The sequence below is a fragment of the Virgibacillus halodenitrificans JCM 12304 genome, from assembly GCF_001310895.1.
Classification (GTDB): domain Bacteria; phylum Bacillota; class Bacilli; order Bacillales; family Amphibacillaceae; genus Virgibacillus_Q; species Virgibacillus_Q halodenitrificans.
The window spans coordinates 186194-210837 of the sequence record NZ_BAZS01000002.1 but is presented as its reverse complement, the minus strand read 5'-3'; the positions used below and the strand labels follow the sequence as shown (position 1 = coordinate 210837).

The window sequence follows — 24644 nt, the reverse complement described above, 5'->3', positions numbered from 1 at the left end:
ATTAGATTAAGCATATAATAGATATGAAATAATTGTAGTGACGGGGGAAGAATGATGGAGTTTTTAATAATAGCGATCGTTGCATTGGCAGCGTTTAGTATTTTTAGGTATTTTCGCCAGCGCACATTTTTAAAGACCTTAACGGAAGATCAGTTTCGTGAAGGATATCGAAAAGCACAGTTAATAGACGTGCGGGAGCCACAGGAATTTGATCGTGGTCATATATTAGGGGCCAGAAATATCCCTGTAACTCAAATGCGGCAACGCCTGATTGAAATCCGTAAAGATAAACCAGTATACTTATACTGTCAAAGTGGATCAAGATCTGCGAGAGCAGCTCAATTACTTAATAAAAAAGGCTATGAGGATATAAACCAGTTAAAAGGCGGCTTTAAAAAATGGACTGGTAAAGTAAAAACTAAGAAATAGAAAAAAGTTCCTAAGTAACTCTTAGGAACTTTTTTTTCTATTTTATTCTCGATTATTTACCATAATAACGCAGTATTGGTTTTCTGGCAGCAGTTGTTTCATCCATTCTTTTGACTATTGTATTGTGCGGGGCTTCTTGAACTAACTCTGGGTTATGTTCAGATTCGTCTGCAATCGAAAGCATTGTATCAATAAACCCATCTAACGTTTCCTTTGACTCTGTTTCTGTTGGCTCAACCATTAAAGCCTCTTCCACATTTAATGGGAAGTAAATAGTTGGTGGGTGATATCCATAGTCCAACAAACGCTTAGCTATATCTAACGTCCGCACCCCTAACTTTTTCTGTTGCTTACCTGACAATACAAACTCATGTTTACAATGTTGTGGATATGGAAGCGTATATCTTTTCTCTAATTTTCTCATCATATAATTTGCATTTAGTACAGCATACTCACTAACCTTTTTCAGTCCTTCAGCACCCATTGTCCGAATATAAGTATACGCCCGGAGGTTAATACCGAAATTACCATAATACGGCTTCACTCTTCCAATGGAATGAGGTCGATCATAATTAAAGATATATTGATCTTCTTTTTTAGTTAAAATCGGTTTAGGTAAATAAGGTTCCAACTCTTTAGAAACCCCAACTGGCCCAGAGCCTGGTCCTCCTCCACCATGTGGTCCGGTAAATGTTTTATGAAGATTTAGATGAACCGCATCAAATCCCATGTCTCCAGGGCGGGTGTAACCCATGATGGCATTCAGATTTGCTCCATCATAATATAATTTACCTCCTGCAGTATGGACGATTTCAGCCATCTCCATAATTTCAGTTTCGAATAACCCTAACGTATTTGGATTAGTCAGCATTAACGCAGCAGTATCCTTACCCACCACTCTTCTTAAATCCTCTAAGTCTACTAAACCTTTTTCATTTGATTTAACTGTTATTGCTTCAAAGCCAGCCACGGTAGCTGATGCTGGATTTGTTCCATGAGCAGAATCCGGGACGATTACCTTGGTACGCTCCATATCTCCATTTGCTTCATGATAAGCACGAATCATCATTAAAGCGGTCCATTCTCCGTGTGCTCCTGCTGCAGGCTGAAGGGATACCTCATGCATTCCTGTTATTTCCTTTAAAGAAGTTTGCAAATCATAGAGCATCTCCATAGCTCCTTGAACACTATTGGCATTTTGATAGGGATGAATATGACTGAAGCCATCAAGTCTTGCTACATCCTCATTAATTTTCGGGTTGTACTTCATCGTACATGAACCTAACGGATAAAATCCTGAATCGACTCCATAATTTCGATTGGAGAGTCCGGTATAATGACGGATAATGTCCAATTCGCTTACCTCTGGCAATTCAGGAGCAGATTTACGAATATAAACTTCTTCCATTTCTTGATCAATGTCGTAATCTGGTACATCTAATTCTGGTAAGCTATAACTTGTTCTTCCTTCTCTGCTTCGTTCAAAAATTAACGGAAAGTCCTGATTAGCCATTTATATCCCCCAATTCTTTTACAAAAGTTTCTATTTCTTCTTTTGTACGAATTTCTGTTACTGCGATTAGCATATGACCTTGTAGTTCTGGATAAGCCTGCTCCAGATCATAACCTCCAATTATCTTCTTCTCCAACAAACCAGTATTTACTTCTGATACTGATTTATCCAGTTTAATGACAATCTCATTAAAATAAGCTCCGTTGTTTACTACGGGAATTTTTGCTTTCTTCAGTAATTCTTTAGCATAACGGGTCTTTTGCATATTCATCACAGCCATTTTCCTTAAACCATGCTTTCCAATTGAACTCATAGCAACAGAGCTCGCTAATGCATTCAAAGCTTGATTGGAGCATATATTAGAAGTGGCTTTATCTCTTCTAATATGTTGCTCCCTTGCTTGCAAGGTTAATACAAATCCACGAACGCCATCTTCATCTACAGTTTGACCAACAAGACGACCCGGAACCTTTCTCATGAGTTTCTCGGTGGTAGCGAAATAACCACAATGTGGTCCACCATATTGTGCTGGAATGCCAAAAACTTGTGTGTCACCTACTACAATATCTGCTCCGAAATCTCCTGGTGGCGTCAAATAACCTAAAGCCAATGGATTGCTGGAAACAATAAACATCGTTTTCTTTTGTGTACTGATTAACTCTTTAACTTTTTCCAAAGGTTCAATTTGACCAAAGAAATTAGGATACTGTAAAACAACACTTGCTATATTTTCATCGAGTTCTTTTTCAAGTTGTGCGAGATCCGTCACTCCATTTTCAAAGTCTATCTCCACAATTTCCAAATTTGGTCCTTTGGCATAGGATTCAATAACAGCCCGTGATTCTGGATGCACTGCTTTAGAAACAAGTATCTTTTTCTTTTTAGTTTGTGCAGCACTCAGGTTAACAGCTTCAGCTAGGGCAGTACCTCCATCATACATAGAGGAGTTCGCCACAGCCATACCAGTAAGTTCTGAAATCATAGTCTGAAATTCAAAGATTGCTTGTAGCTCTCCTTGTGAGATTTCAGGCTGATAAGGAGTATATGCCGTATAGAATTCAGAACGTGAAATGATATGATCCACGACCGATGGAATAAAATGATCATAAACTCCAGCGCCTAAAAAGGAACTATACTCTTTCAAATTGGCATTTCTTCCAGCCATTTTTGAAAGTTCTTTCATTAAATCAGCCTCATTGGCAGGTTTTTTTAGGTTTAACTCTTGCTGCATACGTAATTGACTTGGAATATCTGAGAATAACTCATCTGTAGAACGAATTCCTATTGTATCAAGCATTTCCTGCTTATCAATCTCGGTCATCGGTAAATAACGAAATTCCATTCCGGTTTCCCCCTTATTTCACTCGTTTATAAAATGGAGTTTTAATAATCTTAGCTTTTAATTTTCTCTTTCTAACTTGAACAGTTAATTCTGTACCTTCTTCCGTATAATCTTTTTCAACTAATGCCAAACCTATATTCTTATTTAAAGTTGGTGATTGGGTACCTGAAGTTATAAAACCAATAGACCTGTCCTCAACTAAAACTTCGTAACCATGTCTAGGTATTCCTTTATCAATCATTTCAATCCCTACTAGCTTTCTTTCCGCACCGTTTTGTATTTGATCTTTCAGCACTTCTTTTCCAATGAAGTCAGCCTCTTTATTCGGTTTTATAGCAAAAGTTAACCCGGCTTCCACTGGGGAAATATCTTTAGATAGCTCCTGGCCATACAACGCGAGATTTGCTTCAAAACGCAGTGTGTCTCTTGCACCAAGACCAATTGGCCGCACACCTTCTTTTTCCCCGGCCTGAAGAATCAACTTCCATAGATCCCTGCCATGTTCCTTCTTAATATAAATTTCAAAACCATCTTCTCCTGTATAACCTGTTCGTGACACAAGGGCAGGTGTGGTAATACCATGGAAATACACTTCTTTTTCGAAGCGGAAGAATTTAATCTCTGACAAATCGAAATCCGTAATGGATTGAAGTACTAATTCTGCCTTAGGTCCCTGTAGAGCTAATTGGACGTAAAAAGCAGATGTATTTTCAATGCTTATTTCATCGTCATTGTAGCCATTATTTTTTACCAGCCATTCATAATCTTTTTCAGTATTTGCTGCATTCACTACTAATAAATAATGGGAGTCCTCTATCATATAGATAAGAAAATCATCGACTGTACCGCCATCCTCGTAACACATAAACGTATACTGTGCTTTATTAGGTACAAGTTTAGATACATCATTGGTTACCATTCGCTGTAAAAACTCTAAACTTTTTGGTCCTTTTACTTCAATTTCTCCCATATGAGATACATCAAATAAACCAGCTGTTGTTCTAGTAACCTCGTGTTCTTCTTTTATACTGGAAAACTGTACTGGTAAGTCCCAACCTCCAAAATCAATTGTCTTTGCCCCATGCTTTTCATACTCGGGGAATAAAGGTGTTCGCTTCAAATCACTCATTTCCCACTCTCCCATCTAAATTTTCTGATTCTTTAAATAAAAAAAGAGATCTCACTGATATTCAATGAAATCTCTGTCCTTAAACCAGAAAGTTGCATACCTGTAGCTTTTCTAAGTAAACACTACAAATACTTGCTTCGTGGGTGGCTTCCCGATTACTAGTAAGCGCTCTCCAGAGGTGCGTCCTACAAGAGTCTTTTTGCCTGAGAGATTCACAATTGTTTGCTCCTTCGGCGTTACGGCGGAATTAATTCGCTTTCATTCCCCATAATCTCTCCCCTTGTAATCATTCGCTTTTATGAAATATTGAAAGTTGGTTATACTATGTAACAATATCATGAAAGATCTACTCACTTTTATAAAATCATTATAGCATAGAAGTAACCTTTTGTATTAATAATCTAACTTTTTATAAAGGAAGAATGTAAATGAAATCTATTGAACTTCAGAGGGATACACAATTTATTATGGAGTTACAAAAGAAGCTAAATAATAGTGATTATACTTCCACTTGGGATTTATTTTCACTTACGTACGACGCAGAGTTGACCAGGATGGCACCTGCTTTCACAGGCTTAAGAGCCTTAGATTACCTACCGCAGATCACGTTTATGGAACATCAAATAGAATGTGCAGAGCAGGTTATTGAGGATATGAATGGCCGCGCCATTTTAGCAGATGAAGTTGGTTTAGGTAAGACGATTGAAGCTGGTTTAATCTTGAAGGAATATATGATACGAGGTCTTGTAAAAAAAGCTCTAATTCTTGTGCCTGCCTCTCTAGTTAATCAATGGGAAAGAGAATTGAATGAAAAATTCTATATTCCTGCTATAGCACACCGTAAAAACTATGGTTGGGAACATGGAGAAATCATAATTTCTTCTATTGACACTGCAAAAAGATCCCCACATAGAGAAGAAATCTTGAATATTGACTATGACTTCATTTTGATTGATGAAGCTCACAAGCTTAAAAATCATAAGACTAAAAATTTCTCTTTTGTACGTTCACTTAGAAAAAAGTACTGTCTTTTATTAACAGCAACACCAGTGCAAAATCAACTTATAGAGATTTTTAATTTAGTATCCATTTTAAAGCCTGGACATTTAGGAAATTATGAATCCTTTCTAGAAAGATACGGAAAAGATAGAACAAAGATTAAAGAGGACATTTATCTTAAACAACTAATACAAAAAGTAATGGTCAGAAACACCAGAAAAGAAACATCACTCAATAACACAAAAAGAAATATTGAAACAGTATGGGTACAGTTTAGCGATGAAGAAAGATCTGTATATAAGGAGCTTGAAAACAGTAAATATTCCTTACCTGCATTTTCCAAGATTACCTATTTAAGAGAAATTTGTTCCTCCAGAGAAGCTTGCTTCTTGTCATTAAATAAACTGGAAGAAGAAAACAAAGATTACTCTACTCTAGATCTAAAACACATCATCCAGAAGATCGAACAGCTTCCACACCATACAAAAGCAGTAAAAGTGATTGAACTAATTAAACAAATTGGTGATGAAAAAGTAATTATTTTCACAGAGTATAGAGCAACACAGCTTTATCTTCAGTGGTATTTACAACAATACGGAATTACATCTGTACCTTTCCGAGGCGGATTTAAGAGAGGTAAGAAAGACTGGATGCGTCAATTGTTTCAAAATCATGCCCAAGTTTTAATAGCTACAGAAGCTGGTGGAGAAGGGATTAACCTTCAATTCTGTAATTACATGATCAATTATGATTTACCTTGGAATCCAATGCGGCTTGAACAACGGATCGGGCGCGTTCATCGATATGGACAAACAAAAGACGTGCATATTTATAACCTCGCTATAAAAGGAACCATCGAAGAACATATTATGAAATTACTATACGAAAAAATTAATTTATTTGAACAAGTAATTGGGCAATTGGATGATATTCTTGCCGAATTAGATATTAAAGACATGGGAAAAGAAATACAAACAATATATTCGGAATCAAGAACGGTTGGAGAAGCGAAAATAAAAATAGATAATTTGGCTTCCATAATTCAACAAAATCAGCGGTTAAGTGAAGGCGAGGTAGATCAGTTTGGCAGTTACTGATTTAAATAAATTTCTAGCAACCTTTTTTTCAGCGAAACGTTGTACTATCGTTGAAAATAAGGATGGAGTATTAACTGTCCAATTGACAGAAGAAATGGACAGAGCCTTAATGAATCGGCCCTTTTATTGGCACTATATTAAAAAAATGGGTAACCAAGGAGACCCCATGCAATTAACCCTTGTTACAAATCCTAATAAAAAAGAGGTCAAAGGAGAATGGATTCATTTTGGAAGTCCAAGATTACAACAAATTATGAATTATTTAAACCAAAATGAAAAGTACACTAAGCTTTTTCAATCCATGAACGTGGAAAGCAATACACCTCTTTACCCTTGGTTGATTACCAATATCAAAGTTAGTTATAAAGGAAAACACAAAAAAGATGAATTAATTTCGATCGGGCTTCATTTAGTTAATGGTTCCATGAAAGTAGAAATGATGAAAGAGCTTTCCTCTGTTCCCTTGCAACAGATGATTCCAGATTATTGCTATACCATCTCTCCAATGATTAAGCTGGAGAGCGGGTTTAAAAGAATAGAGCGGGTTATCGATGATTATATTGAAAGACAAACGCATGATTGGGCTGAGGAGTCTATTCATCTTTTAAAGAAGGAAATGACTTTATTACAACACTTTTACAGTAATGACGACGAAGAAAATAGTGAACAACAGATGGAAAAAGAATTGAAGGAAATCAAAAACAGATATAATCCAACTATAACTTATCAAGTCATAAACGGTGGATTGTTTTATTTATCTCCTGCTCTTTAGATAAAAAGGATAGCCTAGTATCGGCTATCCTTTTTTTCTCCACGTACGATATGCAAAAGGCAGTATTCCAAACCATCTGTTGGCAACAATTTTGTTACTCTTTTTCTCATTATGTTTTTTCTTTCTCTCTTCTGGGGGCAAGTCAATATAGGATACAATTTGCTCAGTCATAAATTTCAGATAATCGTTTCCGGACATTGAGTACACACCTCTCTTCTTTGTTCTATTTTTAACAAAACAAGAAAAGTCTATTCTATTTAATAACAAGAACAAATATTTTGTATTAATTTTCTAAAAAAGAAGGAGAAAGGAAGATCGTGTCGAATAAACTATATATTAGTCGTTAAAAGGAGGTGAATAACCTTTGAATGATGCTACAACAATATCTGATAAACTCTTGCTGCATGCCTTTGATGTGGAGGCATCGGATATTCATTTTTCTCCTTTCCCCGATCGCGTTGATATATATTTACGTATCCATGGAAGAAGAATGTTTTACAAATCCATCCTTCCTTCACAATATCAAGTATTAATTACTTTTTATAAATTTACTTCTGGCATGGATATTGGAGAAATCAGAAAGCCTCAAAATGGTACCATAATTTATAAAGTACATCCTCAAGAATATTCTCTACGTTTATCTACACTCCCGGTTAACCAAAGCGAAAGTTTAGCAATTCGTATTCTCCCCCAACAACAAAAGATGACATTAGATCAACTCTTTCTTTTCCCTAACCAACTAACAAAAATTAAAAATTGGATATCAAACCGATCTGGCATCATTCTATTTACTGGTCCGACAGGAAGCGGCAAAACTACGACTTTATATGCCTTATTGGAAACCATTCTGAAAGAAAAATCCTACCAGACCATTACATTAGAAGATCCAATAGAGAAAAATATGGCCGATATTTTACAAGTCCAAGTTAATGAAAAAGCTGGGGTAACGTATCAAACAGGATTAAAAGCAGCACTTCGTCACGATCCTGACATCATTATGGTAGGGGAAATTCGCGATAGTTATACAGCCCGTTTTGCTTTTGATGCTTCGCTTACGGGCCACCTCGTATTGAGTACTCTTCACGCGAAGGATGCACCAGGAACTATACACAGATTATTGGAAATGGGATTAAAGCAAACAGATTTGGAACAATCATTAATAGCGGTAGCAGCATTACAATTAATTCCCATAGATATCGATAATAGAACTATCCGTCGAGCAGCTATTCTCGAACTATTAGAAAAAGAAGCATTGTTTAAAACAATACGCAATATGGATATAGCTGCAAATGATCAGTTTCATACATTTGATTATTTAAGAAAGAAGGCATTTGCTTATGGCTATTTTTCTGAGGAAAATTATCATGTGTTTCAAGAAAAAAGATAAATTAGCACCAGCACTTCAATTGAATTTTATAAGACGTCTTCATCGACTACTACTAAATGGTTACACACTCCTTGATGGATTAAAAATAATCAAATGGGATACACAGCTAAGCACAGCAGCTGATAATATTTCACTTTCTCTCCAAAATGGTTACACGATTGATGAGGCTTTTGAAAAAGCCCATTTTCATCCTATAGTTGTTGATTACATGAGTTTTGTGAAATCGAATGGTGATTTAGAGGGAAGCATTGGAAAGTGTGTTGATATGTTTTCCGATCGGCTTAAGTACACAAGGAAACTCAGTCAAATGATCAGGTATCCACTTATTTTACTTACCATTTTTTCACTTCTGCTTATCTTCATTAAGCAATCTGTTCTTCCATCCTTTATAGATATTTTCCAAACAAGCGAAGAAGCATCTTCCACTGTAGTTATTTCGATGATAACTATTGAAGTGTTTTTTACAATAGCGGTTTTATTACTTATCATCTTAATTATAGTGGTCATCTTTTGGCAATTCACCAGACATAAGTTCTCCATTGAAAACAGAATTGCACTCTATAACAGGCTTCCATTTTACAGAACAATTCTCAAGCTTCAAACTTCATTTCAATTTGCCACACATTTTCAAATCTTATTAAAAGCCGGAATGAATTATAAAGATATTCTTCTACAAATGAAACAACAAAAGAAACAACCGATCATCGCCTACTATTCTGACCTTTTAATTGATGAATTATCAAGAGGGTTTTACATTTCCTCTTTGCTTTCTCAATTTAGCTTTCTTGATAAACAGCTTGTAGCTATTTTTCAAAAAAATAATGACAGCTTGGAACTAGAGAAAGAATTATCTTTATATGCTGAATGGTTATCCGAATCCATTCAAACAAAATTAATGAAATCCATAACGTATTTTCAACCACTATTTTTCATCATTGTGGCTTGCTTTATCATTTTTATCTACATTATTTTAATGTGGCCAATGTTTCAATTAATTACAACAATATAAGGAGGTTAATCATGCTAAAAAATAACAGGGGTTTTACATTGATTGAAATGCTTATCGTCTTAATGATTATATCAGTTTTAATTATACTGATTGTTCCTAACCTAAGCGGAAAGAGTAAACAGGTTCACGATAAAGGATGCGAAGCACTTGTGAATGTAGTACAGGCCCAGGTGGATCTTTATCATTTGGAAGAGGGAAACCTCCCTCCCACACTGGATTCTTTAATTCAAGGAAAGTATATTAAAGCAAGCCAAACAGAGTGCCCGAGTAAAGAAAAGTTAAAGTATGAGGACGGAATCGTCAGTGCTCCTCCGACAAATGGCCAATAAAAATGGCTTTACACTCATTGAAATGCTCCTCGTCCTAAGCATCGTATCAATTCTTTCCCTTCTGTCAGTCACTTGGAGTTTATCTGCCATATCAAAACAAGAAAGAGAACAATTTATAAATACGCTGGAAAACGATACTCTTTATATACAGCAGGTCACATCTATTAAGGGATCAGTGGAACAAAGACCATATATCACATTTAAAGAAGATTTTTATACAATCTATTTTACAAAAAGAAGAAAGCCCATTATAAGAAACTATCCTTCAGGTGTTCGAATCGATACTAGAAAACATCAATATTTAAAATTCGAACAAAACGGAAATATTCACCAACCCAGAAGTATGGATTTATTTATGGGAGATGAAAGATATAAAATAATTTTTCCATTCGGTAAGGGGAGGTTTTATCTTGAAAAAGAATAACGGTTTTACCTTGGTAGAAGTAATTATTTCTGCAAGTATACTAATGACTGTTGTAACTACTATGTTTCCTCTCCTTCATATAATAACTACAGAAAAAATAATATTGAGTGATCGGCGGACCATTGTTGATAGACTCCATGATGAAATGCAACCTTTTTTATTGGTAAGTAAAAAGACTCCGTATGAATCAGTAAAAAATATTAATCAGAAATTGGTCACTTTCACATTTGTACTTGATAGGAATTATATAAAAGGATGTGTTGTATGGGAAAATGCTAAAAAGAAAAAAGAAAGCCATTGCTTGTATGGTGTACCTAAAAGCTGAAAAGGGTTTTACCTTTCTTAACATGTTACTAGCTCTATCCCTTCTATTATTACTATTGCCCTTACCTTTTGAATTAGTAAAAGTCGGTAAATACACTTCCAATGACATGGAACTATCCTTACAGCAATTTACTCATTTTTTAATGGAAGATTCATTAACAGCGGTAGGATATAAAGTAGATCCTACCTCTGTTTCTTTACAATTCTCAGATGGGAAGATTGCTGTTATAAGTCAATATAAGAATCAAATTCGCAGACAAGTTGACGGAGAAGGGCATGAAATTTATTTGAGAGACATAAAAAAAGTACAGTTTTCTCCACTACCTTACGGATATCATGTAAGTGTCACATCTGACAAAGGAGACTCATATGAAAAAACGATTCCTTTCTACAATCACTAATCAAAGAGGTTTTATTCTCCCAGTGGTACTCTTTACGATATCTATATTTTTTATTTTAATTACAGCAACTATAACCAGTTATCAAAATGAGATTCACATGAGTGAAGCGCATCTAGAGAGGATAAAAATGCACACACTCCTGCAAATGAGTTTCCAATTAGTCATGGAAGAATATGATGACCTAAGTGCACTTCCTCACACCTTACACTACTCATTTCTGCAAGGAGAAGTAAACATTACCACAACTTCTATTACAGATGACACGTGGGAAACCCGTTCTAAAGTAACTACAAATAACCATTCAGAACATACTTTTAAACATACTATAAATATTCCTCACTTTTACCCTAAAGACTAAATGTGGACATTTTCTTACAAAAAAGAAGTACTAGCCCGTGCATAGATTATTTTTACTATAATATAAGTAATAACATAATGGGGTGATAGATGATGGAAAATACGTTGAAGATAACAAACGTACTGAGTGACCCAACAAGATATAATATTTATCAATATTTAATAAAAGAACATGAGGAAGTGAATGTAAATGACATTGCTAAAGCTTTCTTTATTCATCCAAATGTTGCAAGACTTCATTTATCTAAACTGGAAGATATCGGGATGGTTGTTTCCTACAATCTAAAATCCGGAAAAGGTGGAAGACCTAGCCGAAGATATCGTTTATCAGATCAGGTAATTGAACTAAACTTCCCTCATCGAGATTATAAATTATTATCCTCTATTGCACTGGAAGCATTTATGGAATTAGGCGAACCAGGTAAAGTGGCGTTATATCAAACTGGAAAAAAGTACGGACAAAAATTAATGGAAAATCAACATAATAACCTACAACCACAATCTATCACCATTGAAAATAAGATGAGGTTATTGGAAGACGCCGGAACATTGTTGGGAATGTATCCTTCTTTTTCTTATAATGAAGAAGAGAATGTAATATCTTTTCATATTAATAACTGCCCATTTAAAGAGATTGCTTCATCCAATCATACAATAATCTGTAACATGCATCAGGCTTTCATAAAAGGGATGCTCGAAGTGTTGTTTGAAAACGTTCAATTACAGGAAGTGAATAATATGTTTGAAGGATGTGAAAACTGTACTTATATAGCGAGAATTTAAATTCATTTATCAGTATCGTTTACAATATGACAAACCTCGTTTATAATATCAATGATAAGGATACATAAAAGGAGGGGAAAACATGGATCGTATGTTTCGTGTGCTTGCCTTTTGGACAGGAATTTTTACAGTAATGTTTTATATTGGCGACATGCAGAAGACAGCAGTATTATTCTTGGTACAGACGGTATTTTTCCTTACAGTTAGTTATTTGAAATTATCTGAACGTATGTATATGTATTTATTCGGAGCTTATTGTACTGTATTCTTTATTGGTTTTACGTGGTATACAGAATTTATACTTGTACCTGGTTTCGGACACTAAGAAAAATGGCGCTGCTTACGTATTCGTTTGCAGGCCATTTTTCTGTTGACATGATAACTGGTTGGGTTTATAGTAAAGTCGTAGCTTAACTTATATCCCTTTAACAACGAAAGAACAGAGCACATCCCCCCAAAAAACCCTTCTATATAAGAAGGGTTTTTTTACTATATTATTCTCGCACAAAAGGATTTTGGTTTTTTTCTTCCCTAATCGTTGTTGTTCCACCATGTCCAGGATATACAAGATATGTATCACTCAACTTATATAATTGGTATCTAATACTACTCTCTAACTGTTTATAATCTCCACCAGGTAAGTCAGTCCTGCCTATCCCCTGTTTAAACAACACATCTCCACTGATGACGAAACCTTCATCTTCAAAAACAAAACTGGTACTGCCTGGCGAGTGACCAGGAGTGTACAGCACATCAAAGTTGAATTCACCAATAGTCATCTTTCCTGGTACAATTCTTTTATCGGGATCTTGGGTGACGATTTTGTCTCCCATAAATAGAGAAGAACCATTTAAACTGGGTTCTGCTAACCAGGAAGATTCTTTCTCATGCAAATATACCTCTATATTGTAATGATTTCTTAAAGTCTCAACACCGCCAATATGATCGAAATGTGCATGAGTCAATAATATGGCTTGAGGAATAATATTCTTGTCTTCTAAATAATGAATGATCTTATCCTCGTCGCCACCAGGATCAAAAATTAACGCGTTTTTATTGTTATGGACGATGTAGCAATTAGTGCCTAATGGGCCTAACGGCATTTTAATGACTTCCACTTTTCCTGCCTCCTCATTTCTTCGTAAAACAAGTTTGGATTTACCTCGACAAAATATTGTTTTTACTATAAAATATATAATATAATTACTTAGATACATAATAATAAAATATAGTTCCATTATCAAACATGAGATAGTAGGAAGCATACAAGGAGGATGAATTAGTAATGCATATTGTATTGGCAATTCTGCTTTTATTAGTTACTTTACTCGCAGTAGTATCTGTTATTCGTCAATTGAAGTATAAGAACCTTTTTGCATTAGGATTCTCTGCAATCACTGCCGTTGCTTTTGGTTTTTTCTCAATTGCAACTTTAATTTCAGAAATCGCTGGATAAGAACATTTCATATAAAAAGCTGCTTCCTCTAATGAAGCAGCTTTTTTATGTGAAATTAATTAATGTCCTTATATGTACCATCCAATTCAGCTTCTACTTTCAAAGTATAAATATCAGTTAAGTATACAGTATTGCTTTAAAACGTGAGATTTTCCTTTTTCTGTTTAACAAGAAAAGCAGCACCAATAATCCCTGCATCATTTCCCAGCTTAGCTGTTTTAATTTCGCAAATATCACTGACTCTTTTTAAGGCATATTTTTCAAATGCCATTTTTATTTCATTGATTAATGTATCCCCGGCTTTAGACACCCCACCCCCGATTAATACTTTTGATGTTTATAATTGTACCTAGATTTGAAATTAACAACCCTAACACGTCTGCAGTATGTCTAACTATTTTAAGAGCAGCTTTATCACCTTCCTCTGCGAAAATAAAGATGTCTTTAGCTGTAACAACACCTGTCTTCATGTAATGCTCTGCCATTCTGGATTGTTTGTCATGAGTAATTACATCCATTGCTTGCCTGACAATACCAGTTGCCGATGCTACAGTTTCCAAGCAACCAACTCTCCCACAATTACATTGGTATCCATTTTTATCAACAGTGATATGGCCAATTTCTCCTGCCATACCATTTTCTCCATTAATTATTTTACCATTGGCAATGATACCACCACCAACTCCGGTTCCAAGTGTTATTGCTAGTAGATTTGTCGCCTGATTGCCGGCACCCTTCCAATTTTCTCCTAACACAGCTATATTCGCATCATTTTCAAGGTAAACAGGAAGTCCAGATAGCTTTGTTAATATTTCTGCTAAACGATAATTCTTCCACCCGATATTTACAGCTTCATGTATGAAACCGGTATCCCCATCAATAAAACCTGGAGCTCCCACGCCTATACCTATTATTGTACGCTTATTTATATGTAAATCCTGCAGTTTTGTTTCAATAGCACTCCAAAGGTCAGAGAGAATAGAGTTTCCCCCGTTTGTCTTAACAGTTGGTATCTCCCATTTGTACCGGATATCACCTTCATTGGTAATAATGCCTATCTTTACAGAAGTTCCCCCTATATCCACACCTAATATATATTTACTCATTTGCTTTCCCCTTCCATTGCTTGTTGATCACGAATAATAGCCATTTCTTTTCTCAATAACAGCTTGGCACTTATGTAGTCCTCCTTCTGAATAAATCCATATTTTTGAAGCTCTTCAATTTCCATTTCCATGAGCTCTAAATCACCTATCTTATTCCCTGTATATATGTATGTTCCAAATTTTTTTAATAACTGACGAATATCGTACATTGATTTCATTTTTATCACCATTTTTATTATAGCAAATTTATTCACCTTCTGCTTCTGAAAAAATAGCTAAGGCATTTTATATTAAAACTTTTGTGAAGACAAATTCTCTATACTTTTATATCCATTAAAAAAGACCCTTCGCCTTTATTAACGGTCCGGGTCTTTAGGATGGAGAAATGTGGGCCTCCTATTTTTCAATGGAATCGGAGAACGAATAAATATATCTCTGAATGCTTTATAAGAAAATGGCAGGAATGGCCAAAAATAAGGGACTTTAAAGGAGTTCATCCTTACTAAATATAGAATCCATAAGCTAACCCCAAGCACATAGCCTGCAACTCCAAAACTCGCTGCCATTAGCAACAAGAAAATACGTACAAGCCTGTTCGCTAAACTCATTTCGTAACTTGGTGTAGCATAGGTGCCAATAGCAGCTACTGCAAGATATAAAACTACCTCGTAGGAAAACCAACCTACTTCAACAGAAACCTGCCCGATCATAATTGCAGCAACCAAGCCTAGAGCGGTTGCTAATGACGAAGGAGTGTGAATTGCAGCCATCCTTAATATATCTATACCTATTTCTGCAATTAAAAATTGAAATAATAAAGGGATTACTCCTGGTTCACTCGGGCCAATAAACTCAAGTGCATCGGGGAGTATTTCCGGATTTTCTGAGAATAAAAAATATAATGGGAGAATAAAAATGGAAGCCATAACGGCAATAAACCGTACTAGCCTTAAATATGCACCAACCAATGGCTTTTGACGGTATTCCTCTGCATGTTGCATATGATGCCAATAAGTTGCCGGAGTGATCATCACACTTGGTGAACCATCAATAATAAGCAGCACATGTCCTTCATATAAGTGGGAAGCGGCCGTATCTGGCCTTTCAGTATAGCGTACAGCCGGATATGGATTCCAATGCCTTCCACTTATAAATTCTTCAACCGTTTTTTCCGCCATTGGAAGACCATCTGTATCAATTGCTTTCAGTACTTTTTTTAAGTCTTCCACTCTTTCTTCCTCTGCAATATCTTCTAAATAACAGACACATACATCTGTTTTTGATCTTCTCCCAATTTGTAAATATTCCATTCGAAGAGAGCGATCTCGTACTCTTCTTCTGGTTAATGCCGTATTAAACACAATGGTTTCGACGTATCCATCTCTTGAACCTCTAACAACCCTCTCTAAGTCTGGCTCTTCTGGAGACCGTGCAGGATATGTTCTGGCATCAATTAAAATAATTTCATCAATTCCCTCTACTACTAATGCCGCGGGTCCAGCCAGGACAAAATCGGTAACTTTGTTTAAATCATCTTCCTTCTCTATTTCAACATAAGGAATGTAAGTTTTCATCAGTCTAGTGAGTGGATCCGGATCCAAATGTTCAGGTTCAAGTTTTGCCAAAAACTTCATAAGTAAATGTAATATATCATCTTTTACGAACCCATCAATAAAAAAGAAGGCCATCTTTCGACTAGCATATTCTAAATCAAGCTGAATAACATCGAAATTTTTATCAACACCAAGCCGCTCACGTAAATAAGAAATATTCTTTTTATAGGAATTAGAAGCTTCTTTTTTCTCTTTAGTCATTTTCTCACCCAGTCGTTGAGTAGTCTTACATTAATTTGCGCAAAGTTCCCGGTGGTTATGCATAAAACAAGCATAAAGTATAGAACAAATTCATAGAATGCAGTAAGACAAGCATATAAAGGAAGCGATAAGATGTTTAAATGGATTATAACTATTACATTTGCTCTACTAATCAGTGTTATAACTATATATTTTATTAATGTACAAACAAAACCTGCCATTACATATTTTCCTGCTAATGAGGAAACTAAATTTACGGAAACAGAAACAAACTTGAAGTTATTTTCAGAAAAAGATAAGGATAAATATGAAATTAGCTGGACTAGTAATTCTAAAAGCGAAAAACCAATGTACCTTAGACAGGATGTGTCAATTTTATTTGAAAATGGCAGATTACGTGGTATGCGCAGTAAATGGGAACAGAACACTGATAAGATTTATATTAATGAAAAGATTACCCAGGAGGATAGTGGATATTTTCAAAGTGTATCCTATCATCATGGGGAAATTCATACAAATAATAACATAACGAGCATTCATAGACTATCTGGTGATAACCTTTATGTAATTGATTCCCCCACTACAGCTATAGATTCATTTAAAAAGCCTGAAAATAGATATGAAGAAGAATGGAAGCATCTACTAGACAGTATAACTAAACAACAGCTCCTCTTTTACTGGCACCAATTACTCAAGCATTTTTCGATTAAAAGCAAAGATTATTTAACTGTACCTTTAACTCAACTATCCAAATATAATGAAGAACCATTACCAAACCTTTCACAAGAGCAAACGGATAAAATAATGGGTCAATTATGGGAAGGACTTTATAAAAATTATGTTATTCCAATTATCAATAGTAACGAAGAAAAGGTACAGAGCTATATACCAATTGTTTTATTCTCCAACCAAGCTGATCATCTAATCGTACTTTTTGAAAGTAACGGCGAGAAAATGAAGCTAATCCAACGTTATAGTCCTATAAAATAAAAGACGCAAGGGAGCATTTTAGTTCTTAGCTGTGTTAACTGATACATTTAGCATTAGAACTAGTTTGGCTTTCCTTGCGCTTAGCATTTCCTGTTTTAATCTACTTTTTCTCCGGTTATTTGCTCATATAAATGAATAAAATCTTCATTTTCCGAGTTAAGCTTATAGGCTGTTCGGATCGCATCTTCCGCCTTTTTCTGTTCACCTGTATTGTAATAAACCAAGGCCAAATTATAGTAAGCTTGCGGAAATTCCGGATTGATTTTAACAGCTTCCTGTAAGTCCTGTTTAGCTTCATTTATTTTCCCAAGCTCAATAAAGGCATATGAACGCTGAAATAATATAGTCGCTTCTAAATCACCTTTTTTGTCTAACGAATCGGTAGCCAACTGGACAACTTCTTTGTATTTTTCTTCTTGCAAGTATTTTTCAATTTGAGTAAGTTGATAACTTTGGCTGTTTTGGTTGTTGGAAAAACCATAATAACCAATTCCAATCAAAGCGAAACCATAAATAAGAATTGCTAGCACTTGTTTTTGAACATCCCTTTTCTTTGGTAAATGAGTAATAGAAGCAGCAATAAAGCCTGCTATTAATCCTCCCAAATGTGCTGCATTGTCAATTTGTGGTACCAAAAAACCAAATAAAATATTTATACCTATCAATATAAGCACGTTTTTCCCCATAGTTTGAAAGAAAATCTTTTTATAATGGAGTCCAAAAAACAGTAAAGCTCCAAACAAACCAAACAATGCACCAGATGCTCCAGCAGAAACATGTTGTGAGAAGGCAAAGCTCGCGATTCCCCCACCAATCCCCGCCAAGAAATAAATTACTATAAACCTCCAGGAACCATACATCCTTTCAACAGCAATTCCTAAATAATATACTGCCAACATGTTCATAAATAAATGCAATAAGCCGATATGTAAAAACATGGAGCTTACTATTCTCCACCATTCTCCTGCCATAATATCAGGATTATATTTAGCACCAAACTCAATTAAGGTCGGAATGGACTGACTACCACCATTGGCTTCCAAAAGGATAAATAGAAATATATTTACTGCCAGCAACAAATATGTCAAAAAAGGTTTACCGAAGGAAAGCACATTATTTTTTTCATCATGCTTTTGGCGCATTTCCTTGTGTAATTCATTTCTGAGGGAAACCGTTCTAGTTTCTCTTTCAGTTTCATCCAATTTTATACTGGGCATCTTCGTGATATCCAGATCATTAAATAACCTAGCCATTTCTTCTTCACTACTTGAATGAGATAAATAGTAAAGATTCATTTTAATTGAATTTTTTTCATTTAGTTTCATTGGCTTCTTAAGGATTTCCCAATCATCTACCGGATCATTCGAATGAACATATACATTGTGTATTTCAATATGCTTTCCCATTAATAATCGCTTCATCGCTTTTACTTTTTGAAAAACCTGTGCTATATCTCTCTTCAAATGATTTTTCCAATCAAATCCTTTATTTATTATCCGAATAACTTTTGAAACTTTATTTTGATACTTCTCTAACCATATTTCTTGCTCATTCTCATTAATATATAATACTTCATACCTTCCATGAAAAACTAAGTGATGGGCAATCTCATAGAGCGTGTGGCTTTCCTCCGAATACATATAAAAATTCCCCCTTACAACATATCATACCAAAACTTAATTTACTTTTCTTTAAAGAACAAAAAAGAAGCTGTTTCAAATCAACTTCTTTTTGTTTCAAATGTATTTAGTTTATTTTTGGTCCAAATAAATTCGGTAAAATTTTTGATCTGATTGCCGGCATATTCATCGACAAGTTTACTGCAATTTTACGCAAAACGCTTATTGCTAAAACTGTATTCAATATCCGATAGCGCCACCTGTAAATAACTGCAACCATTGTGAAGAAAGTAAAAATTAATGCAATCATTCTCATGTCCACACCTTCTTTTCTCATAGTGTTCTTAGTTATGACACAATTTAAAGAAAATATGCATGCTATGAACCAATATAACGATCATATACTGTCCTGGCGTAGACCTGATCCTCAGTCCCCTGAACAAGCACGCGACCATCCGTAAAGATCGTTAAACTAATTTGTTCATCAATTGTTACTTTTAGAAAAAAAGGTGTACGTTTTAAACTTTGGATTCCTGAAAACTTCGATTCTAACTGCTCCAAGCTTACGTGATTCAATAGATGAATCTGTACTGTATTTCTGCCACAAAGGACAATTTCCTCTTCCTTTGCTTTTTTCTGTAATGCTGGATATTGATTTAACTGGCATGTGGGACAATTAAGATCAGGCTTATTCAATTTAATATCATATTGTTGATTAAACCATATGTCTAAGGAGCGAAGTGTATTCCTTAAATACTCTCCCCGGTTAGTTAAATACTTCAATGTTTCTGTCACTTGCAAGGAAGATACCATATCAACCACAGGGGAAATAACACCTACTGTATCACATGTTTGATTTCCATCAGACCCTTCTTTACTTAAACATCGTAAGCACGGGGTCTGTTTTGGCACAAAGAATGCTGTCATTCCTCGTGAGCTTACAACTCCACCATAGGAATAAGGAATATTTTTTTTAAAACAAATATCATTTAACAAATATCGAGTCGCAAAATTGTCTGTACCATCTAAAACCACATCTACGCCTTCCGTTAGCTCATCAATATTGTCACGAGAAGCATTACCGATAATTGCTTCGATTTCTACCATGCTATTTACTCTTTCTAATTTTCGCTTTGCAGCAATTGCTTTTGGGAGGGATTTCTCTGCGTCCTCTTCATCAAACAGAATTTGTCTTTGCAGATTGCTTATCTCCACCACATCACGGTCCACTATCCTGACTTTTCCAACCCCTGCTCGCACCAATTGGTTGCTGATTACCGTTCCTAATGCACCAATCCCTACAATCAAAACAGTACTTTCAGAAAGTCGCTGCTGGCCTGATTTATTTATTTGTTCAAATAAAATTTGTCGTGAATATCTGTTTATATCCATAAAAACCTCTACTTTATTGTATTAATAATATTTTTTTCAGTAATTAAATATTCTACAGGAATATCGTAGGATTCCTTTGGCAATTGACTAACAAGCTGTTCCTCACATAGCAAAGAAACAGTATTGTTCGGATAATCTACAAGAAAGCGATCATAATATCCTCCGCCAAAACCGACTCTAAATCCTTCTCTATCAAAAAGTAAACCCGGTACCATTAATAAATCAATTTGTTCTTTCAATACACTTTCCGTTTTCTCTGGAATCGGTTCTAGTAAGTTATAATAAACAACCTCTAGTTCGTTAAATGAAGTTATTTTATAAAAGTTAAGCAGTTTATCTTGTGGGGAGCACTTCGGCACACATACTTCTTTCCCCTGCGCCCAAGCAATCTCTATTATAGACTTTGTGTCCCATTCAAAACCTTGCGCCATTGTAATACCGATAACTGCTGCATTTTCCCAAAATGTGCTATGTATTAGCTGTTCTGTTAATTCCTCTTCTATTTGCTTTCTTTTTGTTTCAGACTGACTTTTCAACATATTTATTGCATTAACACGTAAATCCTTTTTATTCATACGTTCCACCTCACTCTATATCTAAGTATAACGTATTAACACGAAGTAACAAAGAACAAAAGCGTAAAGGACAATTGAGCTAATCTGCAATGGATAATAAAAATAAAACCCTTATCTATTCCAGATAAGTTTTATGGGTTATTTTGTTTCACGATGTAAAGTGTGTTTTTTAAGACGTGGACAATATTTTTTAAGCTCAATACGTTCAGGATTTGTACGTTTGTTCTTTGTAGTAATATAATTACGATCTCCTGTTTCAGTACAAGCTAATGTAATGTTAACGCGCATAGTTTTCCCTCCAAACTTTTAAGCACTTGCTATTAAACAGCTTTCATTCATTTCAGACTTAATTATAATAGCAGATATTACGAAAACTATCAAGAATGTTGATAGAAAAAAATAAGGTTTCTTCTTTTATTATTCTGTGATATAACTAATAGTGAATAAATAATGGAGGTAATACGAATGCTATATGCAATAATTTCCATCATTGGAATAGGATTAGTACTTTTTGTACTTTCTTTCTTTATGAATGATAAGTTTCAGGAATTAGAAAACCAATTAGAACAATTCTCTATGTCAACCATGCAGGATACATACCAGATGAAAAAGAAAATTAAGATTCTCGAAGAAGAGCTGTTGACTGAAGAAATACATCCTACCAGTCGAGATAAACAGAATAATATTCTTTAACAAAGGAGAAACAAAATGAAACAACCAATAAGAGCATTTGCCATCGGCTTATTAACTTCAGGGGTAATCATGTTAATTGGCTTCTTTTTCTGGGGAACGACTTCCGCCAAGGATGAAATGACTGCTGAAGAAATGATTCCGCTCGTTAAAGAAGAAGGATATCATGTTTTATCTCAAGAAGAATATATTTCTTTATCTGTAGAAAAAGACAAGCAACGAACAGAGAAGAAGGAAGAAAATTCTTCAGAAAAGAAAACGGAAAATAAGAAAGAAGAATCTGTTGATAAAAAACAAACAGATGAAGAAGAAGCTTCAGATAAACCAACAAAGTACAAAATTAACATTAAACCGGGGATGGCTACCTCAGAAATAAGTAATTTACTGGAAGAAAAGAATATTATCAAAGATTCCAGTAAATTTGATAAGTATTTGGAGAAAGAAAATTATAGCGAAAAAGTACAAATAGGTGAGTTTGAAGTATCCAGTGAAATGAGTTTTTATGAGCTTGCCGAAAAGATAGCAAGATAAAAAAAGAAGAACCTAACACAGGTTCTTCTTTTTTTATTCCTTCATTTCTTCTTTATCTCTTTCTTTCTTCAAATCAAAATACGTATCCATAATGCGTTGACCAATGATTTTGCTGAGTGGATGTAAGTCTCGTACCACCCCGGAATTAGGTGCGATCACCGCAAAAGCAACCTCCGGATCATCAAATGGAGCATACCCGATTAATGAATGGTTTTCAGTATCATACTTTACTCCATCTTCATATACTTCATTTTCAGCTGTTCCTGTTTTTCCGGCAGGATTATAATCTTTTCCTTTAAAGTAGCCAGCAGCTGTTCCACCTGTTTCCTGGTACACTCTTCGGAAGCCCTCCTGAACCCGTTCAATATAGGAATCCTTCATTTGGATCCGATTAAGCACTTCTGTTTCTTCACTTCTAACCACGGAGCCCAATTCTCTCTCTGTCTCACTCGGATTACGTACTTCTTTTAGAAAATGTGGGCGCACGCGATAGCCGTCATTTGCAATTGTTGATACATATTGAGCCAATTGCAGTGTTGTAAACGAATCATACTGTCCGATGGCATAATCCATTAGTAAGCCCGGTCCAAATTCATCGCCTTCATAGCCAGTACTTTCATACGGATAGTCTACACCAGTTTTAACTCCTAATCCAAATTGTTGAAAATAATTGCGCATTTGCTGAAATCCTTCTGAATTAAATGCTGCTTTGCTTCCATTAGGAAATGGATAACGATTCTCTCCACCCATCTTTAGGGCGATATAGAACATATAGACGTTGGAAGATCTCTTTAAAGCTTCATAATCATCCACTAAGCCTAATTGACCGTATGAACCTTTTGTTGGCGTGCCCGCAATATCAATCGGACGATCATAGAAACTCTGTCCTGGTGAAATAACTCCTGATTCGTAACCTGCTAACACAGTGGCTCCCTTCACCGTAGAACCAGGTAAATGAGCATCATACAGGGCACGAAACGAATTATTCTCATATTCTTTCTTCTCATCATTGTAGTGTTGACCACTAACTGCTAAAATTTCGCCGGTTTTTGGATTCATTACAACAGCGAGCGCATCATCCATATAACGGTTTGCAGCCCAATGTTTATTTTTAGCTGTCTTTAACTCTTCCCGGACAATTTTGTCGACTTCTTTTTGGAATTCCATATCAACAGTCAGAATTAAATCTTTACCTCGCTCACCTTCAACAACCGTTTCCGAATCAATTACTTGGCCGTTTTTCGTCGTTGTATATTGGATTTGTTCCTTTCTTCCTCTAAGCAGGTCCTCATAGTACTCTTCCAGACCACTTCGTCCTACACGGTCATTTCTGCTATAACCTCTTGTTAAGTAATACTGTTCTTTGTCTGCAGGTATCCCCTGCTCTTGTGAGGTGATCGATCCTAACAAGCTAGAAAAGGTATCCTTATACGGATATTCTCTATTCCAATCCGTTGTAGCATTAACCCCTGGTAATTTGTCCAGATGTTCTGCTACCCTTGCATATTCCTCAGGAGTTACATCTTCATTTTTAATAATCTGTGGTGTTAAAGAATACGCCTTATCAAGTTCTTTTTTTATAGCAATTACTTCAAGCTCCTGCTTGGAAAAGTCACTAATTTCCTCTTTTGTAATTCTGTCCAATATTGTTTTATACTGCTCCGAATTAGACATATCCGCAGCCTCTTCCTCAGAGAGCCTTTTATCTGCTTTTTTCTTATTTAAAAGATACCAATATTCCTTCTTATTTCGCTCGGTAATACTGTCTAAGTAATCTTCTGAGTCCATAGAAATTAATTCTGCCAGCTTTTGAGCAACTTCTAAACGATCTTCGGCCTGTACGCCTTTAGCTGGAGTATAAGTGATTGAATACAACGGCTTATTATCAACAATCACATCGTAATTACTGTCATAAATCTTCCCTCTAGGTACTGGTATTTTAGTTGTGTCCTTAACCGTTCGTTCTATTTCTTTTTGAAACTCTTCCCCATTAAGTATTTGTACAACACCTAACTGTAAAATTAATACAGAGAACAATAGAAAAATCACAAAGAATAAAATATTTATTCGGAAGGGAAGCTGTTCCTTCTTTTTTCTTTTTCTCGCCATTATTTCTCCCCCATATATTTAACATAGCTTTCCACTCATTATAACATCATTTAGCTAATAAAAAATA

Annotated in this window: 29 protein-coding genes, 1 pseudogene and 1 riboswitch; of the genes and pseudogenes, 16 read left to right on the top strand and 14 right to left on the bottom strand. The window is 35.3% G+C overall.

Annotated features, from left to right (window positions below; translation table 11 throughout):
* Nucleotides 1-54: 54 nt before the first annotated feature.
* Complete coding sequence (locus JCM12304_RS02300) at nucleotides 55-429, top strand: rhodanese-like domain-containing protein (protein ID WP_019377928.1); 375 nt, start codon at nucleotides 55-57, stop codon at nucleotides 427-429.
* A gap of 52 nt (nucleotides 430-481) precedes the next feature.
* On the opposite strand, the gene gcvPB is transcribed toward JCM12304_RS02300, so the two are convergent.
* From gcvPB to gcvT, 3 genes are read right to left on the bottom strand one after another with little or no spacing between them, the layout of a single operon-like run.
* Nucleotides 482-1942: an aminomethyl-transferring glycine dehydrogenase subunit GcvPB gene (gene gcvPB / locus JCM12304_RS02295; RefSeq protein ID WP_019377929.1), complete on the bottom strand. Its 1461-nt coding sequence runs from the start codon at nucleotides 1940-1942 to the stop codon at nucleotides 482-484.
* Nucleotides 1935-3284 carry an aminomethyl-transferring glycine dehydrogenase subunit GcvPA gene (gcvPA, locus tag JCM12304_RS02290; protein ID WP_060678420.1) on the bottom strand — a complete coding sequence of 450 codons (1350 nt, stop codon included), beginning with the start codon at nucleotides 3282-3284 and terminating at the stop codon, nucleotides 1935-1937. Before gcvPA ends, gcvPB begins: the two co-directional genes overlap by 8 nt.
* Nucleotides 3285-3297: 13 nt before the next feature.
* Nucleotides 3298-4413, bottom strand: coding sequence for a glycine cleavage system aminomethyltransferase GcvT (gene gcvT / locus JCM12304_RS02285; protein WP_019377931.1), 1116 nt, complete (start codon nucleotides 4411-4413; stop codon nucleotides 3298-3300).
* Nucleotides 4414-4594: 181 nt separating this feature from the next.
* Nucleotides 4595-4703, bottom strand: a riboswitch (glycine riboswitch).
* A 138-nt stretch (nucleotides 4704-4841) separates the two neighbouring features.
* Between gcvT and JCM12304_RS02280 the strand changes: the two genes are divergently transcribed.
* Together JCM12304_RS02280 and JCM12304_RS02275 are read left to right on the top strand one after the other, a co-directional pair.
* A complete protein-coding gene (locus JCM12304_RS02280; RefSeq protein ID WP_060678419.1) occupies nucleotides 4842-6509 on the top strand; it encodes a DEAD/DEAH box helicase in 1668 nt (555 codons plus the stop codon).
* The gene (locus tag JCM12304_RS02275; RefSeq protein WP_060678418.1) at nucleotides 6496-7281 is read left to right on the top strand and encodes a YqhG family protein; all 786 of its coding nucleotides are present in this window, start codon (nucleotides 6496-6498) and stop codon (nucleotides 7279-7281) included. Before JCM12304_RS02280 ends, JCM12304_RS02275 begins: the two co-directional genes overlap by 14 nt.
* 24 nt (nucleotides 7282-7305) lie before the next feature.
* On the opposite strand, the gene JCM12304_RS18910 is transcribed toward JCM12304_RS02275, so the two are convergent.
* Nucleotides 7306-7479, bottom strand: a complete 174-nt coding sequence (locus JCM12304_RS18910; protein ID WP_019377934.1) for a YqzE family protein — start codon at nucleotides 7477-7479, stop codon at nucleotides 7306-7308.
* Between the two features lie 166 nt (nucleotides 7480-7645).
* On the opposite strand from JCM12304_RS18910, the gene comGA reads away from it, so the two are divergent.
* From comGA to JCM12304_RS02230, 9 genes are all read left to right on the top strand, one after another.
* Nucleotides 7646-8668: a competence type IV pilus ATPase ComGA gene (comGA, locus tag JCM12304_RS02270; RefSeq protein ID WP_060678417.1), complete on the top strand. Its 1023-nt coding sequence runs from the start codon at nucleotides 7646-7648 to the stop codon at nucleotides 8666-8668.
* A complete protein-coding gene (locus JCM12304_RS02265) occupies nucleotides 8619-9677 on the top strand; it encodes a type II secretion system F family protein (protein WP_060678416.1) in 1059 nt (352 codons plus the stop codon). The genes comGA and JCM12304_RS02265 overlap by 50 nt, the downstream gene beginning before the upstream one ends.
* A gap of 11 nt (nucleotides 9678-9688) precedes the next feature.
* Nucleotides 9689-10006: a competence type IV pilus major pilin ComGC gene (gene comGC, locus JCM12304_RS02260; protein WP_019377937.1), complete on the top strand. Its 318-nt coding sequence runs from the start codon at nucleotides 9689-9691 to the stop codon at nucleotides 10004-10006.
* Nucleotides 9996-10430, top strand: coding sequence for a competence type IV pilus minor pilin ComGD (gene comGD / locus JCM12304_RS02255; RefSeq protein ID WP_019377938.1), 435 nt, complete (start codon nucleotides 9996-9998; stop codon nucleotides 10428-10430). Before comGC ends, comGD begins: the two co-directional genes overlap by 11 nt.
* Complete coding sequence (locus JCM12304_RS02250) at nucleotides 10417-10755, top strand: prepilin-type N-terminal cleavage/methylation domain-containing protein (RefSeq protein WP_060678415.1); 339 nt, start codon at nucleotides 10417-10419, stop codon at nucleotides 10753-10755. Before comGD ends, JCM12304_RS02250 begins: the two co-directional genes overlap by 14 nt.
* On the top strand, nucleotides 10703-11155 hold the full coding sequence (locus tag JCM12304_RS02245) for a competence type IV pilus minor pilin ComGF (protein WP_082387956.1): 453 nt from the start codon (nucleotides 10703-10705) through the stop codon (nucleotides 11153-11155). Before JCM12304_RS02250 ends, JCM12304_RS02245 begins: the two co-directional genes overlap by 53 nt.
* Nucleotides 11124-11513 carry a hypothetical protein gene (locus JCM12304_RS02240; protein ID WP_060678413.1) on the top strand — a complete coding sequence of 130 codons (390 nt, stop codon included), beginning with the start codon at nucleotides 11124-11126 and terminating at the stop codon, nucleotides 11511-11513. Before JCM12304_RS02245 ends, JCM12304_RS02240 begins: the two co-directional genes overlap by 32 nt.
* Nucleotides 11514-11605: 92 nt before the next feature.
* Nucleotides 11606-12295, top strand: a complete 690-nt coding sequence (locus tag JCM12304_RS02235; RefSeq protein WP_019377942.1) for a helix-turn-helix transcriptional regulator — start codon at nucleotides 11606-11608, stop codon at nucleotides 12293-12295.
* 82 nt (nucleotides 12296-12377) lie between these two features.
* Nucleotides 12378-12620, top strand: coding sequence for a DUF2626 domain-containing protein (locus JCM12304_RS02230; RefSeq protein WP_019377943.1), 243 nt, complete (start codon nucleotides 12378-12380; stop codon nucleotides 12618-12620).
* A 169-nt stretch (nucleotides 12621-12789) separates the two neighbouring features.
* On the opposite strand, the gene JCM12304_RS02225 is transcribed toward JCM12304_RS02230, so the two are convergent.
* On the bottom strand, nucleotides 12790-13413 hold the full coding sequence (locus JCM12304_RS02225; protein WP_019377944.1) for an MBL fold metallo-hydrolase: 624 nt from the start codon (nucleotides 13411-13413) through the stop codon (nucleotides 12790-12792).
* Nucleotides 13414-13580: 167 nt separating this feature from the next.
* On the opposite strand from JCM12304_RS02225, the gene JCM12304_RS18905 reads away from it, so the two are divergent.
* Nucleotides 13581-13751, top strand: a complete 171-nt coding sequence (locus JCM12304_RS18905) for a DUF2759 family protein (protein WP_019377945.1) — start codon at nucleotides 13581-13583, stop codon at nucleotides 13749-13751.
* 136 nt (nucleotides 13752-13887) lie between these two features.
* On the opposite strand, the pseudogene JCM12304_RS02220 reads toward JCM12304_RS18905, so the two are convergent.
* The 3 genes and pseudogenes from JCM12304_RS02220 to JCM12304_RS02210 all read right to left on the bottom strand — a co-directional run bounded on the left by JCM12304_RS02220 (nucleotide 13888) and on the right by JCM12304_RS02210 (nucleotide 16671).
* Nucleotides 13888-14857: pseudogene (locus JCM12304_RS02220) on the bottom strand (ROK family glucokinase).
* A complete protein-coding gene (locus tag JCM12304_RS02215; protein WP_337249659.1) occupies nucleotides 14854-15087 on the bottom strand; it encodes a YqgQ family protein in 234 nt (77 codons plus the stop codon). Before JCM12304_RS02215 ends, JCM12304_RS02220 begins: the two are co-directional and overlap by 4 nt.
* A 126-nt stretch (nucleotides 15088-15213) precedes the next feature.
* On the bottom strand, nucleotides 15214-16671 hold the full coding sequence (locus JCM12304_RS02210) for a spore germination protein (RefSeq protein WP_060678412.1): 1458 nt from the start codon (nucleotides 16669-16671) through the stop codon (nucleotides 15214-15216).
* A 132-nt stretch (nucleotides 16672-16803) separates the two neighbouring features.
* Here JCM12304_RS02210 and JCM12304_RS02205 point away from each other — a divergent pair, with 132 nt between their 5' ends.
* The gene (locus JCM12304_RS02205) at nucleotides 16804-17661 is read left to right on the top strand and encodes a hypothetical protein (protein ID WP_060678411.1); all 858 of its coding nucleotides are present in this window, start codon (nucleotides 16804-16806) and stop codon (nucleotides 17659-17661) included.
* A gap of 95 nt (nucleotides 17662-17756) precedes the next feature.
* On the opposite strand, the gene JCM12304_RS02200 is transcribed toward JCM12304_RS02205, so the two are convergent.
* The 5 genes from JCM12304_RS02200 to rpmG all read right to left on the bottom strand — a co-directional run bounded on the left by JCM12304_RS02200 (nucleotide 17757) and on the right by rpmG (nucleotide 21535).
* A complete protein-coding gene (locus JCM12304_RS02200) occupies nucleotides 17757-19301 on the bottom strand; it encodes a rhomboid family intramembrane serine protease (RefSeq protein ID WP_060678410.1) in 1545 nt (514 codons plus the stop codon).
* 106 nt (nucleotides 19302-19407) lie between these two features.
* A complete protein-coding gene (yqgO, locus tag JCM12304_RS02195; RefSeq protein ID WP_256200745.1) occupies nucleotides 19408-19617 on the bottom strand; it encodes a protein YqgO in 210 nt (69 codons plus the stop codon).
* A gap of 41 nt (nucleotides 19618-19658) precedes the next feature.
* Entirely contained in the window at nucleotides 19659-20672 is a 1014-nt protein-coding gene (locus JCM12304_RS02190) for a ThiF family adenylyltransferase (protein WP_060678409.1), read from the bottom strand.
* Between the two features lie 8 nt (nucleotides 20673-20680).
* Nucleotides 20681-21247 (bottom strand): 5-formyltetrahydrofolate cyclo-ligase, encoded by a 567-nt coding sequence (locus JCM12304_RS02185; protein ID WP_060678408.1) that lies wholly within the window; start codon nucleotides 21245-21247, stop codon nucleotides 20681-20683.
* 138 nt (nucleotides 21248-21385) lie between these two features.
* Nucleotides 21386-21535, bottom strand: a complete 150-nt coding sequence (gene rpmG / locus JCM12304_RS02180) for a 50S ribosomal protein L33 (protein WP_019377954.1) — start codon at nucleotides 21533-21535, stop codon at nucleotides 21386-21388.
* Nucleotides 21536-21712: 177 nt separating this feature from the next.
* On the opposite strand from rpmG, the gene JCM12304_RS02175 reads away from it, so the two are divergent.
* Together JCM12304_RS02175 and JCM12304_RS19850 are read left to right on the top strand one after the other, a co-directional pair.
* Entirely contained in the window at nucleotides 21713-21940 is a 228-nt protein-coding gene (locus JCM12304_RS02175; protein WP_019377955.1) for a hypothetical protein, read from the top strand.
* 15 nt (nucleotides 21941-21955) lie between these two features.
* Nucleotides 21956-22468, top strand: coding sequence for an endolytic transglycosylase MltG (locus tag JCM12304_RS19850; protein WP_060678407.1), 513 nt, complete (start codon nucleotides 21956-21958; stop codon nucleotides 22466-22468).
* Between the two features lie 33 nt (nucleotides 22469-22501).
* Here the strand turns inward: JCM12304_RS19850 and JCM12304_RS02165 are convergent, their stop codons facing one another.
* Nucleotides 22502-24577, bottom strand: coding sequence for a peptidoglycan D,D-transpeptidase FtsI family protein (locus JCM12304_RS02165; RefSeq protein ID WP_060678406.1), 2076 nt, complete (start codon nucleotides 24575-24577; stop codon nucleotides 22502-22504).
* Between the last annotated feature and the right edge of the window lie 67 nt (nucleotides 24578-24644).

Excerpts from the sequence above, each read along its gene's own strand:
- JCM12304_RS18905 (WP_019377945.1), top strand. The coding sequence starts at position 13,581 with ATGCATATTGTATTGGCAATTCTGCTTTTATTAGTTACTTTACTCGCA.
- gcvT (WP_019377931.1), bottom strand. The coding sequence starts at position 4,413 with ATGAGTGATTTGAAGCGAACACCTTTATTCCCCGAGTATGAAAAGCAT.
- comGD (WP_019377938.1), top strand. The coding sequence starts at position 9,996 with ATGGCCAATAAAAATGGCTTTACACTCATTGAAATGCTCCTCGTCCTA.
- JCM12304_RS02230 (WP_019377943.1), top strand. The coding sequence starts at position 12,378 with ATGGATCGTATGTTTCGTGTGCTTGCCTTTTGGACAGGAATTTTTACA.
- JCM12304_RS02265 (WP_060678416.1), top strand. The coding sequence starts at position 8,619 with ATGGCTATTTTTCTGAGGAAAATTATCATGTGTTTCAAGAAAAAAGAT.
- JCM12304_RS19850 (WP_060678407.1), top strand. The coding sequence starts at position 21,956 with ATGAAACAACCAATAAGAGCATTTGCCATCGGCTTATTAACTTCAGGG.
- JCM12304_RS02215 (WP_337249659.1), bottom strand. The coding sequence starts at position 15,087 with ATGGTGATAAAAATGAAATCAATGTACGATATTCGTCAGTTATTAAAA.
- rpmG (WP_019377954.1), bottom strand. The coding sequence starts at position 21,535 with ATGCGCGTTAACATTACATTAGCTTGTACTGAAACAGGAGATCGTAAT.
- gcvPB (WP_019377929.1), bottom strand. The coding sequence starts at position 1,942 with ATGGCTAATCAGGACTTTCCGTTAATTTTTGAACGAAGCAGAGAAGGA.
- yqgO (WP_256200745.1), bottom strand. The coding sequence starts at position 19,617 with ATGAGAAAAGAAGGTGTGGACATGAGAATGATTGCATTAATTTTTACT.
- JCM12304_RS02175 (WP_019377955.1), top strand. The coding sequence starts at position 21,713 with ATGCTATATGCAATAATTTCCATCATTGGAATAGGATTAGTACTTTTT.
- comGC (WP_019377937.1), top strand. The coding sequence starts at position 9,689 with ATGCTAAAAAATAACAGGGGTTTTACATTGATTGAAATGCTTATCGTC.
- JCM12304_RS02240 (WP_060678413.1), top strand. The coding sequence starts at position 11,124 with ATGAAAAAACGATTCCTTTCTACAATCACTAATCAAAGAGGTTTTATT.
- JCM12304_RS02280 (WP_060678419.1), top strand. The coding sequence starts at position 4,842 with ATGAAATCTATTGAACTTCAGAGGGATACACAATTTATTATGGAGTTA.
- JCM12304_RS02245 (WP_082387956.1), top strand. The coding sequence starts at position 10,703 with ATGCTAAAAAGAAAAAAGAAAGCCATTGCTTGTATGGTGTACCTAAAA.
- JCM12304_RS02205 (WP_060678411.1), top strand. The coding sequence starts at position 16,804 with ATGTTTAAATGGATTATAACTATTACATTTGCTCTACTAATCAGTGTT.
- JCM12304_RS02300 (WP_019377928.1), top strand. The coding sequence starts at position 55 with ATGGAGTTTTTAATAATAGCGATCGTTGCATTGGCAGCGTTTAGTATT.
- JCM12304_RS02200 (WP_060678410.1), bottom strand. The coding sequence starts at position 19,301 with ATGTATTCGGAGGAAAGCCACACGCTCTATGAGATTGCCCATCACTTA.
- JCM12304_RS18910 (WP_019377934.1), bottom strand. The coding sequence starts at position 7,479 with ATGTCCGGAAACGATTATCTGAAATTTATGACTGAGCAAATTGTATCC.
- JCM12304_RS02165 (WP_060678406.1), bottom strand. The coding sequence starts at position 24,577 with ATGGCGAGAAAAAGAAAAAAGAAGGAACAGCTTCCCTTCCGAATAAAT.
- gcvPA (WP_060678420.1), bottom strand. The coding sequence starts at position 3,284 with ATGGAATTTCGTTATTTACCGATGACCGAGATTGATAAGCAGGAAATG.
- JCM12304_RS02185 (WP_060678408.1), bottom strand. The coding sequence starts at position 21,247 with ATGAATAAAAAGGATTTACGTGTTAATGCAATAAATATGTTGAAAAGT.
- JCM12304_RS02190 (WP_060678409.1), bottom strand. The coding sequence starts at position 20,672 with ATGGATATAAACAGATATTCACGACAAATTTTATTTGAACAAATAAAT.
- JCM12304_RS02235 (WP_019377942.1), top strand. The coding sequence starts at position 11,606 with ATGGAAAATACGTTGAAGATAACAAACGTACTGAGTGACCCAACAAGA.
- JCM12304_RS02210 (WP_060678412.1), bottom strand. The coding sequence starts at position 16,671 with ATGACTAAAGAGAAAAAAGAAGCTTCTAATTCCTATAAAAAGAATATT.